Consider the following 15,055-nt stretch of genomic DNA (forward strand, 5'->3'; position numbering starts at 1 on the left):
TGTCGCCTCCCGGAGATGACGCCGTGCCCGATTCGTTCGTCCACCTGCACAACCACACCGAGTACTCGATGCTGGACGGTGCCCAGCGCCTGGCGCCGATGTTCGCCGAAGTGGCCCGGCAGGGCATGCCCGCGATCGCCATGAGCGACCACGGCAACATGTTCGGCGCGTACGAGTTCGCCCGCGTCGCACGGGACTTCCCGGACGTCAAGCCGGTCATCGGGATCGAGGCGTACGTCGCCCCGTCGTCGCGCTTCTCCCGCACCAGGGAGTTCTGGGGCCCGGGTGGCCGGCGCGCGACGGGCGACGACGGCGAGGGGTCGAAGGACGTCTCGGGCGGCGGACGCTTCACCCACATGACCATGTGGGCGTACGACGCGCGCGGCCTGCGCAACCTGTTCCGGCTCGCCACGCGCGCCAGCTACGAAGGCCAGTTCCCGGCCGGCAAGCCGCGCATGGACCGCGAGCTGATCGCCGAGCGGCAGGACGGCGTCATCGCCACGACCGGCTGCCCGTCCGGCGAGGTCCAGACCCGGCTGCGGCTGGGCCAGTACGCCGAGGCGAGGGCGGCCGCGGCGGCGTACCAGGACATCTTCGGCCGGGAGAACTACTTCCTCGAACTCATGGACCACGGCCTGGACATCGAGCGCGACGTCCGCGACGGCCTGCTGCGCCTGGCCCGTGACCTGGGCATCCCGCTCCTGGCCACCAACGACGCGCACTACGTCACCGAGGACCAGGCCGACGCCCACGACAACCTGCTGTGCATCGGGGTGGGCAAGAACAAGGACGATCCGAAGCGCTTCCGCTTCGCCGGGTCGGGCTACTACCTCAAGACCGCCGCCCAGATGCGCGAGCTGTTCGCCGACCTGCCGCAGGCGTGCGACAACACGCTGCTGGTCGCCGAGCGCGTCGGGGCGTACGACGAAGTCTTCGACCACGTCGACGAGATGCCGCTGTTCCCGGACGTGCCCGAGGGCGTGACGCAGGAGTCGTGGCTCCGCTCCGAGACCGTCAAGGGCCTGGTGATGCGGTACGGCGACCCGCTCCCCCGGCACGTCCTGGACCGCTTCGAGACCGAGATGGCGGTCATCGGCCCGATGGGCTTCAGCGCGTACTTCCTCGTCGTCGCGGACATCTGCCGGTACGCCCGCGAGAACGGCATCCCCCTCGGACCCGGCCGCGGCTCGGCCACCGGCTCCATCGTCGCCTACGCCACGCGCATCACCGAACTGTGCCCGCTGGAACACGGCCTGCTGTTCGAGCGCTTCCTCAATCCCGAGCGCATCAACCCGCCGGACGTCGACCTCGACTTCGACGACCGCAAGCGCGACCGGATGGTCCGCTACGTCACCGAGAAGTACGGCGACGAGTACACCGCCCTCGTGAACACCTTCGGCAGGATCAAGGCGAAGAACGCGATCAAGGACTCGGCGCGCGTGCTGGGCTACCCGTACGCGCACGGCGAGCGGATCACCAAGGCACTCCCGCCCGACCAGAACGGCAAGTCCGCTCCGCTGGCCGCCATCTTCGACGCCGGCCATCCGCGCCACGCCGAAGCCGGCGAGATCCGGCGGCTGTACGAGGCCGACCCGGACGTGCGCAGGGTTGTGGACACGGCCCGCGGCGTGGAGGGCCTCACCCGCGGCACCGGCGTGCACGCGGCCGCGGTCATCCTGTCCAAGACCCGGCTCACCGACCGCATCCCGCTGCACATGCGGGCCTCGGACGGTGCGCGCATCACCGGCTTCGACTACCCCTCGTGCGAGGCGATGGGGCTGGTCAAGATGGACTTCCTGGGGCTGCGCAACCTCGGCGTCATCGACCAGGCCATCGGGAACATCCGGGAGAACCGGGGCGTGCGCCTGGCGACGGTGGCACCGCCGGTGCCGGACCCGGCCACCCTGGTGATCCCGTTGGACGACGCCCGGACGTACCGGCTGCTGGCGGACGGCAACACGCTCGGCGTCTTCCAGCTCGACAGCGGCGGCATGCGCGCCCTGCTCAAGCTGATGGAACCCACCCGGTTCGAGGACATCGCCGCCGCGAACGCCCTGTACCGCCCCGGCCCGATGGCCGCGAACGCGCACACCAACTACGCGCTGCGCCAGAACGGCAAGCAGGAACCGGCGCCCATCCACCCGGAGTTGAAGGATGCGCTCGAACCGATCCTCGGCTCCACCCACCACTTGCTCGTGTACCAGGAGCAGATCATGGCGATCGCACGGCAGTTGGCCGGCTACACGCTCGGCGGTGCCGACATGCTGCGTCGCGCGATGGGCAAGAAGAAGCCGGAGGTGCTGGCCGCGGAGTGGGAGAAGTTCAGCGGCGGCATGCGCGCCAACGGCTACTCCGACGCGGCGGTGCGGGCCGTGTGGGACGTCATGCTGCCGTTCTCCGGGTACGCGTTCAACAAGTCCCACACGGCCGGCTACGGCCTGGTCTCGTACTGGACGGCGTACCTCAAGGCCAACTACCCGGCCGAGTACATGGCCGCGCTGCTCACCTCGGTCGGTGACGACAAGGACAAGATGGGCGTCTACCTGGCCGACGCGCGGCGCCTGGGCGTCAAGGTCCTGTCGCCGGACGTCAACGCGTCCGACGTCGAGTTCACCGCGGTCGGCGACGACGTGCGGTTCGGTCTCACGGCGATCCGCAACGTCGGCGTGCCGGTGGCCGAAGCGGTCATCCGGGGCCGGCGGAAGCGCGGGGCGTACGCCTCCTTCGCCGACTTCCTCGGCAAGGTCGAAGCCGTCGTGTGCAACAAGCGCGCCGTCGACTCACTCGTCAAAGCCGGGGCGTTCGACTCACTCGGGCACACCCGCAAGGCGCTCCACGCCGTGCACGAGGCCGCCGTCGACGCCGTCATCGGCGTCAAACGCCAGGAGGAACACGGGCAGTTCGACCTGTTCGGCGACGGCGGATCCGCGGATCCCGGGGGAAGCGGCGGCGAGCCCCGGGCCGCCGACCGCCCCGCCGCCGTCGGACTCGGTTTCACACTCGGCGACGACGAATGGCCGCGCAGGCAACTCCTCGCCACCGAACGGGAGATGCTCGGCCTGTACGTGTCCGGCCATCCGCTCGACGGGGCCGAGCACATCCTCGCCCGCAACCGCGACACGACCGTCGCGGACCTGCTCGGCTCCGGCCGGTCCGAGGGCTTCGTGCAGCTCGCCGGTCTGGTCACGGCGGTCGACCGCCGCGTCAACAAGGCCGGGAACCCCTGGGCGATCCTCACGCTGGCCGACCACGACGCGTCCGTGGAAGTGCTCTTCTTCCCGAAGACCTACGCGCTCCACGCGCCGGAGTTCGTCGAGGACAACGCGGTCGCCGTCCGTGGCCGGATCAACGAACGGGACGGCACCGTCTCGGTCTTCGGCGAGAGCCTCACACCGCTGGACATCTCCGCCGCGGCACACGGCGGCCGTCCGCCGGTCGTGCTCGCGCTGCACGAACGCCGCATCACGCCCGACCTGGTGGCCCGCCTCAAGTCCGTCCTGCTCGGCCACCCCGGCGACACCGAGGTACGCCTGCGCATGACAAACCGCGACGGCGGCACCACGCTGATGCGCCTGGGCCCGGCGGTCGCCGACACGACGGCGTTCGCCTCGGAGATCAAGGCGCTGCTGGGCGCGGACGCCTGGAGTGTCTGACATTCCGACCGCGCGGACCGCGTGGACCCTGCGAACCGCGCCAACCATGCCAACTGCGTGGACCACGCGCACTGCGCAGACCACGCGAACCATGCAGACCATGCGGATCACGCCGCCCGGGAGGCGCTTCATCCCGCGGTGCCCTCGGTCCCCGCGGCGGCCAGGCCCCGCTGGTGGGAGGCGAGCAGCACCTTCTGGAACTCGCGGGCCGCGCGGGAAGGGGCGACGTCGGCGCGGTGCGCCAGCGCGATGGTGCGCTGCATGCGGCTTTGCGGGGCGAAGGGCGTGACCCTCAGGTCCCGTGCGCGCGAGGCCACCATGCTCGGGACGACGGCGACGCCCAGGCCCGCACGTACGAACCCGAGCACCGCGTCCATCTCGCCGCCCTCGACGGCGAAGGACGGCTCGAAGCCGTCCGCGCGGCATGCCGCGACCGTGAGTTCGCGCAGGTCGTAGCCGTGCCGGAACATCACCAGCGGTTCGTCGCGCAGATCGGCGACGGCGACCGTACGCCCGTCGCCGGGTGCCGGCCCGGCGGCCGACGAGACCACGACCAGGTCCTCGCGCAGCAGCTCCACTGTCGTCAGCACCGGCGAGGGACGCGGCAGCGGAAGGACCACCAAGGCCAAGTCCAGTGCGCCGCGGGCCAGTTCCCGAACGAGGCCGTGCGATCCGCTCTCCTCGATGAGCAGTCGGATGCCCGGGTGCATGTCGTGGAAGGTCCGCAGGATGTCCGGCAGCAGACCGGTGCACAGGCTCGGCGTGGCGCCGAGCCGCACGCGCCCGCGGCGCAGCTGGGCCAGCTCCTGCACCTCCAGGCGGGCGGTGTCGGCGTCCGCGAGGATCCGCTGCGCGAGCGGCAGCAGCGCCTCGCCGGCCTCGGTGAGCGCGATGTTGCCGCGGGCCCGGCTGAACAATTCCGTGCCCAGCTCGGTCTCCAGCGCCCGGATCTGCTGCGAGAGCGAGGGCTGCGACACGTGCACCCGCTCCGCGGCCCGGGTGAAATGCCGCGTCTCGGCCACCGCGACGAAGTACGCCAACTGCTGGAACTGCATGCGGACAGTCTAGCTCCACGATAGGAAGCAGCTATCAAGACGAGCAGGATCATGTCTTGGACCTCTGGTGGATACCGGCCTACCGTCGGCTTCATGGCTCTCGCAACCAGGGACCGACGGCCCCCCACCGCCCGCACGCTGTGGGACTCCTCTGTCGGCAAGAAGACGGTCATGGCCGTGACCGGGCTGATCATGCTCGGGTACCTGGTCGCGCACATGGCGGGCAACCTCAAGATCTTCTTCGGCCCCGACGAGTTCAACGGCTACGGCCACTGGCTGCGGCACATGGGCGAGCCGGTCCTGCACAGCCACTGGGGCCTGTGGATCGTGCGGATCGGGCTGCTCGCGTCGGTGATCCTGCACGCCGTGTGCGCGTACCAGCTCAGCCGCCGCGACCTCAAGGCGCGCCCGGTGCGGTACGCCCACCCGTGCCCCCGCGCGAGCTACGCCACCCGGACCATGCGCTGGGGCGGCGTCATCGTGGCGCTGTTCATCGTCTGGCACATCCTCGACCTGACGACGCTGACCGTGAACGAGAACGCGCAGGCGGGCCATCCGTACGAGAACGTCGTCGCGACCTTCTCCACCTGGTACGGCAACACCGTCTACATCGTCGCCATGCTCGCCGTCGGCCTGCACATCCGGCACGGATTCTGGAGCGCCGCCCAGACGCTCGGCGTCGGCAGCGCCAAGCGCGACCGCGTGCTGAAGGCGACCGCCAACCTCCTCGCGGCGACGCTGACCATCGGCTTCATCTCCGTACCCGTCGCCGTCATGACCGGACTGGTGGACTGACATGAGCACCCACGACGCCCACGACTCCCGCGACCACCACGACGACGCCGGCTACGCCGACTACGCGATCGGGGCACCGATCGCGGACGACAAGGCCCCCGACGGCCCCGTCGCCGACCGCTGGAACCGCCGCCGCTTCGAGGCGAAGCTCGTCAACCCGGCCAACCGGCGCAAGCACACCGTCATCGTCGTCGGCACCGGCCTCGCCGGTGCGTCCGCCGGCGCCACACTCGCCGAACAGGGCTACCGCGTCCTGCAGTTCTGCTTCCAGGACTCGCCGCGGCGGGCGCACTCGATCGCCGCGCAGGGCGGCATCAACGCCGCGAAGAACTACCGCAACGACGGCGACTCCGTGCACCGGCTGTTCTACGACACCGTCAAGGGCGGCGACTTCCGCGCGCGCGAGTCGAACGTCCACCGCCTCGCCGAGATCTCCGTCGAGATCATCGACCAGTGCGTCGCCCAGGGCGTGCCGTTCGCACGCGAGTACGGCGGCCTCCTCGACACCCGCTCCTTCGGCGGCGTCCAGGTCTCCCGGACCTTCTACGCCCGCGGCCAGACCGGGCAGCAACTCCTGCTCGGCGCCTACCAGGCACTCTCCCGGCAGATCGCGGCCGGCACCGTCGAGATGCACCCGCGTACCGAGATGCTCGACCTGGTCGTCATCGACGGCCGGGCGCGCGGCATCGTCGCGCGGGACCTGGTGACCGGCGAGATCGCGACGTACCTGGCGGACGCCGTCGTGCTGGCGTCCGGCGGCTACGGCAACGTCTTCTACCTCTCGACCAACGCGGTGAACTCGAACGCGACGGCGGTGTGGCGGGCGCACCGGCGCGGCGCGTACTTCGCGAACCCCTGCTTCACGCAGATCCACCCCACCTGCATCCCGCGTACCGGCGAGCACCAGTCGAAGCTGACGCTGATGAGCGAGTCGCTGCGCAACGACGGCCGCATCTGGGTGCCCGCCCAACCCGGCGACCGGCGACCGCCCGCGGAGATCCCCGAGGCCGAACGCGACTACTACCTCGAGCGCATGTACCCGTCCTTCGGCAACCTCGTGCCCCGCGACATCGCCTCGCGTGCCGCGAAGAACGTCTGCGACGAAGGACGCGGGGTCGGGCCGGGCGGGCAGGGCGTGTACCTCGATTTCGCCGACGCGATCGCGCGCCTGGGCCGCGACAAGGTCGCGGAGCAGTACGGGAACCTCTTCGAGATGTACGAGCGGATCACCGCCGAGGACCCGTACGAAGTCCCCATGCGCATCTACCCCGCCGTGCACTACACGATGGGCGGCCTGTGGGTCGACTACGACCTCCAGACCACCGTGCCCGGCCTGTTCGCGATCGGCGAGGCCAACTTCTCCGACCACGGCGCCAACCGGCTCGGCGCCTCCGCGCTGATGCAGGGGCTCGCGGACGGCTACTTCGTGCTGCCCGCCTCCGTGAACGACTACCTCGCGCGCACCCCGCACACCGCCCGGCCCGCGGCCGCCGGGCAGGCCGACGCGAACCACCCGGCCGCCGTCGCCGCCCGGCGCGAGACCGAGGACCGGCTGGCCCGGCTCCTCGCCGTCGACGGCGACCGCACGCCCGACTCCTTCCACCGGGAGATCGGCGAACTGATGTGGGAGCACGCCGGCATGGCACGCACCGAGGCCGGGCTGCGCAAGGCGCTCGACCGCATCCCGCAGATCCGCGAGGACTTCTGGCGGCGCGTCAAGGTCCCGGGCACCGGCGCGGAGTTCAACCAGTCGCTGGAGAAGGCGAACCGCGTCGTCGACTACCTCGAACTCGCCGAGCTGATGTGCCTGGACGCCCTGCACCGCAGCGAGTCCTGCGGCGGGCACTTCCGCGAGGAGTCGCAGACCCCCGACGGTGAGGCGGCGCGCAAGGACGACGAGTTCGCGTACGCCGCAGCCTGGGAGTTCACCGGCGCCGGCCGGGCGCCGACCCTGCACAAGGAAGACCTGGTCTTCGAGTACGTCCACCCCACCCAGCGGAGCTACGCATGAAGCTCACCCTGCGCGTCTGGCGGCAGAAGAACGCCGACGCCCCCGGCGCGATGAAGACCTACGAGGTCGACGGCGTCTCCCCGGACATGTCGTTCCTCGAAATGCTCGACACCCTCAATGAGGACCTGATCCTGCGCGGCGACGAGCCGGTGGCCTTCGACCACGACTGCCGCGAAGGCATCTGCGGCGCGTGCAGCCTGGTCATCAACGGCGACGCGCACGGCCCCGAACGCACCACCTCCTGCCAGTTGCACATGCGGTCCTTCCGCGACGGCGACACCATCGACGTCGAACCCTGGCGGGCCGCGGCCTTCCCGGTGGTCCGGGACCTGGTGGTGGACCGCTCGGCGTTCGACCGGATCATCCAGGCCGGCGGCTTCGTCACCGCCCCCACCGGATCGGCGCCCGAGGCCCACGCGACCCCGGTCCCGAAGGCCGACGCCGACCACGCCTTCGAGCACGCGGAGTGCATCGGCTGCGGCGCGTGCGTGGCGGCCTGCCCGAACGGCTCGGCGTCGCTGTTCACTTCGGCGAAGGTCAACCACCTCAACGTCCTGCCGCAGGGCGCGCCCGAACGCGAGACCCGGGTGCTCGACATGGTCGCCCAGATGGACACCGAGGGCTTCGGCGGCTGCACGCTCACCGGAGAGTGCGCGACCGCGTGCCCCAAGGGCATTCCGCTGCCGTCCATCACCGCGATGAACAAGGAGTGGCTGCGCGCGACCCGCAAGGTCAAGCGGTAGACCGCCGTCCCCGCGTAGTCGGTGGTGGCTCGTCCGCCGGCGCGTCGCTTGCGCCCGCGGGGTGCCGGGGTCAGCCGCGCCGCGTGTAGTACGCGGCCGCGGCCATGTAGGACACACCGCCCGCGGCGGCGAGCCAGGTGAACGGGCCGCCGACGTCGCCGCGCGCGAGTTCGACGAGGCAGCCGGCCAGGGTCGCAATGATCATCACGGCTCCCGAGGCCGAAGTCGCCTTGAGGTTGATCAGCCTGCGGCGCTCGTCGTCCTCGCGCCCGCCGAGTTGCGCGGCGATGTCGCTGCGCCGGCCGAGGAAAGTGACGGCCAGGGCGTAGCCGATCACGATGACCGGCATCGCGACGGCCAGGAACACCTTGCCGTTCACCGCCGCGATCACCGCCATGGCGGTGCCGATGAGGCAGGCCGTCGCCAGGACGGACCACCGGCTGTGGGCAGGACTACGTGTCGTCGTCGACATGGAAGATCTCCTCCACCGTTGTCCCGAAGTACCGGGCGATACGGATCGCCAGCGGCAGCGACGGGTCGTAGCGGCCTTGCTCGATCGCGTTCACGGTCTGCCGGGAGACCCCCAACACGGCACCGAGCGCCTGTTGGGAGAGCTCCTGGGCGGTCCGCAGCCGCCGGACGTCATTCCGCACACATGGAAAGTACGCTTTACATCATCGGCATGTCAAGGACGCTTTACATCGGCACGACGGCCGCTAAGGGGAGCCGAATCGCCGGGATGGCGACGTCGTCCTCGGCGTGGTCGCAGCACGGCGATCGGGCCTTCGCCCTCGACGAGTGCGTAGCTGCGCAGCCCGGTGCGGAGCCGGCCCGGTGCTCGCGTTCGTACAGCCGGTTGTTCCCGGCGATCTGGCCCGAGGTGGCGGCGCTGTCGTTGCGCCCCCGTTGCCTCGCAATGGCCCTTTACTTCGTGCGCGGCAGGCCCCAGGATCCAGATGTTCCCAATGGGAACTTCCCGAGATCCACCCGGCTCACCTCGGGTTCGAACGCTCCGGAGGCCTCCGTGACGACCGTTTATCCCCGCACCGGCGCCGCCGACCTGCCTCTGCCGGGGTACGACGCCGCCGCCGCGCGGGCCGCCCTCGCCGGGGCCGATCCTCGCGCGATGCTGATGTCGCTGGTGCACGTCACCCACGACGCCGGGGCGCTGGGCGAGTTCGCGGCCGTGTGCGACCCCCGCGCCGACACCGGGGACCTGGTCGAAGCGCTGACGGCACGGCTCGCGGACGTACTGACCGGGGGCGCCGCCACGGTGGACAAGCCGCTGCCCGACGAGCTGTTCCACGCGATGGTGTCGACGTTCGCGCGTGAGGACGTGGGCCCGGAGTTCCTGCCGGTGCTGCGCGACCAGTGCGGCTTCGACGCGCTGGAGGCGCCGGCGCGCGCCGCGCCGCCGGCGCCGACCGGGCGGCACGTCGTGGTGATCGGCGCCGGGCTGACCGGGATCGCGGCGGCCGTACGGCTGGCCGAGGCCGGGCACACGTACCGCGTGTACGAGCGCAACGCCGACGTGGGCGGGGTCTGGCTGGTCAACCGCTATCCGGGCGTCGGCGTCGACACCCCCAGCCACTTCTACTCGTACTCGTTCGCCGTCAACCCCGGCTGGCCCGCCTTCTACTCGTCCGGGCCGATCGTGCTCGACTACCTGCGCAAATGCGCGGACGCGTACGGGGTGCGCGAGCACATCGAGTTCGACACCCAGGTGGTCTCCTGCGCCTGGGACGAGGACGCGCGCAAGTGGACCGTGACGACCCGCCACGCGGACGGCACCGCCGCCGTCGAGACGGCCGACGCGGTGATCGGCGCCATCGGGTTCTTCCAGGACCCGATGTACCCGGACATCCCCGGCCTCGGCGACTTCGCCGGAACCGTGGTGCACACGGCGGCCTGGGATCCCGAGCTGGACCTCACCGGCCGCCGCGTCGCGCTGGTCGGGACCGGCGCCAGCGCCATGCAGACCGCCCCGACGATCGTCGACGACGTGGCCGAACTGACCGTGTTCCAGCGGCAGCCGTCGTGGATCCAGCCGCGCCGCGCCGCCGACCTGGCGGTGCCCGAGGGGACGCTCTGGGCGATGCGCCATGTGCCGGCCTACGCGGAGTGGTTCCGCGCGATGACGTACTGGATGGCTTCGGACGGCAACTTCGCCCACGTCGCCGTCGATCCGGCGTGGACCTCGCCCGAGGTGTCCGTGTCGGCGGCGAACGAGCGGCTGCGGCAGGTGATGATCGCCTACGCCCGCGAGGAACTGGGCGACCGTCCCGACCTGTTGGCGAAGGTCGTGCCGGCGTACCCGCCCTTCGGCAAGCGCATTCTGCGGGACGTCGACTGGTACCGCATGCTGCGGCGCGACCATGTGGAGCTGTGCACGGACCCGATCGAGCGGATCGTGCCGGAGGGCGTCAGGACCGCGGACGGCAACACCGTCGAGGCCGATGTCCTGGTGCTGGCCACGGGGTTCCACCTGCTGCCGATGCTGCGCTCGGTCGCGGTCACCGGCCGCGACGGCGTCGCCCTCGCCGAGGTGTGGGGGGACGAGGACCCGCGTGCGCACCTCGGCGTCACCGTGCCCGGCTTCCCGAACTTCTTCGTGCTCTCCGGCCCCAACTCCAGCCCGGGCCACGGCGCCGGCAACAACTTCATCTCCGAGGTGCAGCTCCACCACGTGCTCGCCTGCCTCGACCTGGTGCGCGAGCGCGGCGCCCGGGCGATCGAACCGACGGCCGAGGCGCACGAGGCGTACAGCCGCGCCGTCGACGCCGCGATGGACAACCTGGTGTGGAGCCACCCGACGGTACGCGGCTACTACCGCAACAGCAGTGGCCGCGTCGTGGTCACGTGCCCGTGGCGGCTGGTCGACTACTGGCACATGCTGCGTACGCCCGACCCCGAGGCCCACCGGCTCCTGACCTGACCGCCGCGCGGGCGGTCAGGCGGCGACGACGACCGACGTACGCGGCAGGTCTGCGGCGGCGACCACCACCGCCTCGCGCAGCGCCGACCCGTGCGGCGCCAGGCTGTAGGGCGCCGACCCGTGCGGCGCCGGCTCGGCCTGCTTGCGGCTCGCGAACACCAGGACGCGCAGCACGACGAACCGCCCGATGCCGGTGAGCCCGCAGGCGGACAGGTACACGGCCTGCTCGACCAGCACACCGGGGTCGGCGAACAGCGCGTGGAGGACCGCCATCGCGGCGGTGGTGACCAGGAGGCCGACCGCGACGGTCCCGGCCGACTTCAGGTGCACACCCCAGCCGCGCTCGGCGCTGCGGAAGGTGACGCGGGCGTGGAGTTCGGTGGTGACGATCGTCGACACGACGGTCACGATCGCGTTGGCGGCGAAGAACGGCATGAGGCCGGTCAGCAGGACCAGAAGGCCACTTGCCGCGAGGGTGACGCCCCCGCCGCAGACGACGAAGCGAATGAAGGCGGCGACGGGGCCGCGGGTGGGGGCGGCGGCCTTGGCGGCGGCGGGTGCGTTCGTCATGGGAAGACGTTCTCGGACCGCGCTGACGGGCCGCGTACGGTGCGCTGACACCCCGCTGTCAGCACCCGGGCCACGCTGACAGCGTGCTGACAGGCGCTGTCCGTGGTGCTGCGGGTGACTCTGTCGGCCAGGGTTGGTGAGGGTTGTCGGTGGGTCGGTGGGTCGGTGGGTCGGTGGGGTCGGCGGGCGTTCCCCCGGAACCTGCCGACAGGCCCGCGAAATCCGTTCGCGGCGGGGCGGCCTGGCCCGGGACACTTTGTCCTCAGAATGAGAACAACACCGTCGAGCGACCGGAGTTCGCGATGGACCGCCCCACCACCACGCTGTGGCGCCCGACCGGCCCCGACGAACTCGCGCTCGTGGCCGCGTCCGACTGGCGTGCCTGGCCGCCCCGCCTGCCCGAGCAGCCGATCTTCTACCCGGTGCCTAACTAGAGTGACTAAGCGGACCACCTAGGGAGCCCTCCTAGTGTCCGCAACGCCGCAGGTCAGCGCACCGACGCAATCGCTGGTCCCTACCTTTGGTATGGAGAACTACGCACTTCGGGGCGTCGCAGCCATCCGCCTGTCCGTCCTCACCGACGAGACCACCAGCCCCGCCCGACAGCTCGAAGCCTGCCAACGCGCCGCCGCAGTACTCGGCATCGACATAGCCAACCGGGTCGTCAGCGACCTTGACGTCAGCGCATCGAAGATCGGTCCCTTCGAGCGTCCTGAGCTCGGTCAATGGCTTCGGAAGGCAGACCAGTTCGAAGCCCTGATCTTCTGGCGTTTCGACCGGGCCATCCGCAGCATGAGCGACATGCGGGACCTGGCCGCATGGGCCAAAACGAACCGCATCATGTTGGTTTTCGCCGAGGGCATCGGCGGGACCGGCATGTTGACCTTCGATTTCCGCAACCCGCTCGACCCCGTCGCCGAACTGATGATGACGCTCTTTGCGTTCGCGGCTCAGGTCGAAGCCACGTCGACCGCCGAGCGCGTCGCCAGCGCACAAGCCGCGATGAGAGCCATGCCGCTGCGATGGGCCGGCGGGCGCATCCCGTTCGGCTACATGGCCGTGCCCTTGGAAGGTGGCACCGGGAAGACGCTCGTACCGGACCCTGATGTCTTCTGGCTTCTCACTCGAATCATCAAAGAGGTGATGTCGGGCGACTCAACATCGGCCATCGCTACCCGGCTGACCGTGGCGGACGTGCTCACGTGGCGCGACTACCTCTCTCACAAGGCGGGACGCCCACCGGCGGCAAGACCGGAACATCCGTCAGGGGCGACAAAGGCCGTGTCGTTGAGCGCTACTCGTGGACGGGCGCCACGATCACCGGGATTCTCCGGTCGCCCGCTTTGCTGGGTTGGAAGACCCACAAGGGACAGGTCGTGCGCGATGCACTGGGTGCACCCGTCATGTTCACAGACACCCCGCTGTTGACCCGCGAAGAGTTCGACGCGATTAACGCCCTACTAGACGAACGCGCGATCCCGGAACGGCGCACCATCCGCCGTGACTCAACGGCGCAGTTGCGGCGCGTGATCGAGTGCGAGGGCTGTGGTCACCGGATGTACCTCACTCGCGCGAACGGACGCCGCACGACAAACCTGTATTACTGCAACCCGAGTGCGCGCGGCGGCTTCTGCCCGAGCGTGGCCAGCGTGCGCGCCGAGTGGGCCGAGGAGTACGTAGAGCGCGAATTCCTGCGACTGGTCGGGCACATCCCCTACCACCGCGTCACGGTCATTCCCGGGTACGACCCGGCGGCGGAGATCGCCGCAACGCTCGCCGAGTACGAGGAACACCAGAACCAGAGGGGGCGGCAGAAGTCGCAGACAGCGCGGGACGCGTGGCAGCGACAGGCTGACGCGCTGGACAACCGGCTCGCCGAGCTTGAATCCACCCTCTCGCGACCCGAGCGACGCGACGTCATCCCGACCGGACGCACCTACGCGGATGACTGGTATGCCGCGGACTCCGATGGGAAGCGGGAGATGCTGATCGAAGCTGGCGCACGGCTCATCGTTCGCAAGGGGCCCAGCAAGCCCACAGAGCTTGACGAGTCGTTGGTTACCTTCATCTTGAACGGCGAGCTGCACCCGATCCTTGACGAAGCAGGTGCCCTCACCCATGCCGAGACGAACGCAGCCGCACCAACAGTGCCCGGTACGCGCCTGCGCCTGGACACGGCAGGCAACCGCACCACCTCTGTAGGGGTATCAGTCGCGGCGTGACCAGCCCGTAGACCCCGGCGAGCCCCGGCATCCGCACGACGGCTGCCGGGGCTTTGCCATGCGAGCACAGCGGCGCGATGACGCAATGACGTTCAGAACGTCATTTCTGGGATGTCTTTAGAGATCTCTTAAAGCAAGCCAGAAACAGGGTTCTGAACGTCATTGCGTCATCGCGCCGGGTCAGGCCATCCCTGGTCGCTACCTCCAGTACGGGGAACGGACACCGTCCGTCAGGCCATCCCTGGTCCCGACCGTATGTAGACCCGGACGTCGTGAATGCGCCGGGCCATGACTGCCGCGACCGACCCAATCGGAGAATACGCATGCTCGAACCACAGCACTTCACAGGCCACGGCGATCAGCGCCGTATCAAGCAGGAACGCCGCGCGGCGGCATGGCGCTACAACCCGGAGATGGAACGCCTTGCCGCGCTCCGGGACAAGGACCCGGCCGCGTACGAGCGGCTGAGCCCGACCGTTCACATGTCGCTCGGCTACTACGACCAGGACAAGGCCGTTGCCCAGCAGTTCGGGCGCGACGTGTCCGCCACCGGCAACCAGGAGGGCTGACCATGACCGACGACATCACCCGCGCCGCCGACAAACTCGCCAAGCTGCGCGCCCAAGCCGACAAGCTCGCTGCGCCCCTCGCGGACGCCGAAGCCGCGCTACTCGCCGCCGAGGTAGCCGAAGCCGCACGCCGAGCGGAGCACACCGCCGAGTACAGCCGCAACGTTGTGCGGACGTACCGGCAGCGCGCTGACGACACTGTCGAATCCGGCGACAAGGCGTTGGGGCGATTCCGCGAACTCCTGGCCGCTGAACCGTGGTTCGCCGCATTCGTGGAGTACCGTGCCGCCCGCTACAAGAAGGGCGTCATCCACACGGCAGCGCAGTCCGCACAGCGGGTACTCGGCGAAGAGGTGACCGTGTCCGACGTGCGTTGGTACGAACCCCCGCTTCTGGACATGGTCGTCCGTCTCGCGGAAGACCAGGCGTCCGCCATCGCCGCCGACTACGCCGAACACCTCGACGCCGAACGCAACGCCTACGTAGAGGGGACCGTCTGACC

General features: G+C 70.1%; 14 protein-coding genes. 10 read left to right on the forward strand and 4 right to left on the reverse strand.

What is annotated here, in order from left to right; genetic code table 11:
• Window positions 1-23: 23 nt before the first annotated feature.
• The gene (gene dnaE, locus AB0C36_RS00325; protein WP_358346941.1) at window positions 24-3,653 is read left to right on the forward strand and encodes a DNA polymerase III subunit alpha; all 3,630 of its coding nucleotides are present in this window, start codon (window positions 24-26) and stop codon (window positions 3,651-3,653) included.
• 128 nt (window positions 3,654-3,781) lie between these two features.
• On the opposite strand, the gene AB0C36_RS00330 is transcribed toward dnaE, so the two are convergent.
• The gene (locus AB0C36_RS00330) at window positions 3,782-4,708 is read right to left on the reverse strand and encodes a LysR family transcriptional regulator (protein WP_358346943.1); all 927 of its coding nucleotides are present in this window, start codon (window positions 4,706-4,708) and stop codon (window positions 3,782-3,784) included.
• A 93-nt stretch (window positions 4,709-4,801) separates the two neighbouring features.
• Between AB0C36_RS00330 and AB0C36_RS00335 the strand changes: the two genes are divergently transcribed.
• From AB0C36_RS00335 to AB0C36_RS00345, 3 genes are read left to right on the forward strand one after another with little or no spacing between them, the layout of a single operon-like run.
• Entirely contained in the window at window positions 4,802-5,503 is a 702-nt protein-coding gene (locus tag AB0C36_RS00335; protein WP_358346946.1) for a succinate dehydrogenase cytochrome b subunit, read from the forward strand.
• Window position 5,504: 1 nt separating this feature from the next.
• Window positions 5,505-7,514 carry a fumarate reductase/succinate dehydrogenase flavoprotein subunit gene (locus tag AB0C36_RS00340; protein WP_358346948.1) on the forward strand — a complete coding sequence of 670 codons (2,010 nt, stop codon included), beginning with the start codon at window positions 5,505-5,507 and terminating at the stop codon, window positions 7,512-7,514.
• A complete protein-coding gene (locus AB0C36_RS00345) occupies window positions 7,511-8,257 on the forward strand; it encodes a succinate dehydrogenase/fumarate reductase iron-sulfur subunit (protein ID WP_358346951.1) in 747 nt (248 codons plus the stop codon). The genes AB0C36_RS00340 and AB0C36_RS00345 overlap by 4 nt, the downstream gene beginning before the upstream one ends.
• A 70-nt stretch (window positions 8,258-8,327) precedes the next feature.
• Here the strand turns inward: AB0C36_RS00345 and AB0C36_RS00350 are convergent, their stop codons facing one another.
• Complete coding sequence (locus tag AB0C36_RS00350) at window positions 8,328-8,729, reverse strand: DUF2178 domain-containing protein (RefSeq protein WP_358346953.1); 402 nt, start codon at window positions 8,727-8,729, stop codon at window positions 8,328-8,330.
• Complete coding sequence (locus tag AB0C36_RS00355; RefSeq protein ID WP_358346955.1) at window positions 8,710-8,910, reverse strand: helix-turn-helix transcriptional regulator; 201 nt, start codon at window positions 8,908-8,910, stop codon at window positions 8,710-8,712. The genes AB0C36_RS00350 and AB0C36_RS00355 overlap by 20 nt, the downstream gene beginning before the upstream one ends.
• Before the next feature lie 371 nt (window positions 8,911-9,281).
• Here AB0C36_RS00355 and AB0C36_RS00360 point away from each other — a divergent pair, with 371 nt between their 5' ends.
• On the forward strand, window positions 9,282-11,192 hold the full coding sequence (locus AB0C36_RS00360; protein WP_358346957.1) for a flavin-containing monooxygenase: 1,911 nt from the start codon (window positions 9,282-9,284) through the stop codon (window positions 11,190-11,192).
• 15 nt (window positions 11,193-11,207) lie between these two features.
• Here AB0C36_RS00360 and AB0C36_RS00365 read toward each other — a convergent pair whose 3' ends face one another.
• Window positions 11,208-11,762: a GtrA family protein gene (locus AB0C36_RS00365; protein ID WP_358346960.1), complete on the reverse strand. Its 555-nt coding sequence runs from the start codon at window positions 11,760-11,762 to the stop codon at window positions 11,208-11,210.
• 302 nt (window positions 11,763-12,064) lie between these two features.
• On the opposite strand from AB0C36_RS00365, the gene AB0C36_RS00370 reads away from it, so the two are divergent.
• The 5 genes from AB0C36_RS00370 (at window position 12,065) to AB0C36_RS00390 (ending at window position 15,053) form a co-directional block, all read left to right on the forward strand.
• A complete protein-coding gene (locus AB0C36_RS00370) occupies window positions 12,065-12,196 on the forward strand; it encodes a hypothetical protein (protein ID WP_358347319.1) in 132 nt (43 codons plus the stop codon).
• A gap of 34 nt (window positions 12,197-12,230) precedes the next feature.
• Complete coding sequence (locus tag AB0C36_RS43355) at window positions 12,231-13,190, forward strand: recombinase family protein (protein ID WP_494410235.1); 960 nt, start codon at window positions 12,231-12,233, stop codon at window positions 13,188-13,190.
• Window positions 13,079-13,984, forward strand: coding sequence for a recombinase zinc beta ribbon domain-containing protein (locus AB0C36_RS00380; RefSeq protein ID WP_494410238.1), 906 nt, complete (start codon window positions 13,079-13,081; stop codon window positions 13,982-13,984). Before AB0C36_RS43355 ends, AB0C36_RS00380 begins: the two co-directional genes overlap by 112 nt.
• A 323-nt stretch (window positions 13,985-14,307) precedes the next feature.
• Window positions 14,308-14,553, forward strand: a complete 246-nt coding sequence (locus AB0C36_RS00385; protein ID WP_358346966.1) for a hypothetical protein — start codon at window positions 14,308-14,310, stop codon at window positions 14,551-14,553.
• Window positions 14,554-14,555: 2 nt separating this feature from the next.
• Window positions 14,556-15,053: a hypothetical protein gene (locus AB0C36_RS00390; RefSeq protein ID WP_358346969.1), complete on the forward strand. Its 498-nt coding sequence runs from the start codon at window positions 14,556-14,558 to the stop codon at window positions 15,051-15,053.
• Window positions 15,054-15,055 lie beyond the last annotated feature (2 nt).

The sequence above is a fragment of the Streptodolium elevatio genome, assembly GCF_040649515.1.
In the GTDB taxonomy this organism is placed as follows: domain Bacteria; phylum Actinomycetota; class Actinomycetes; order Streptomycetales; family Streptomycetaceae; genus Yinghuangia; species Yinghuangia elevatio.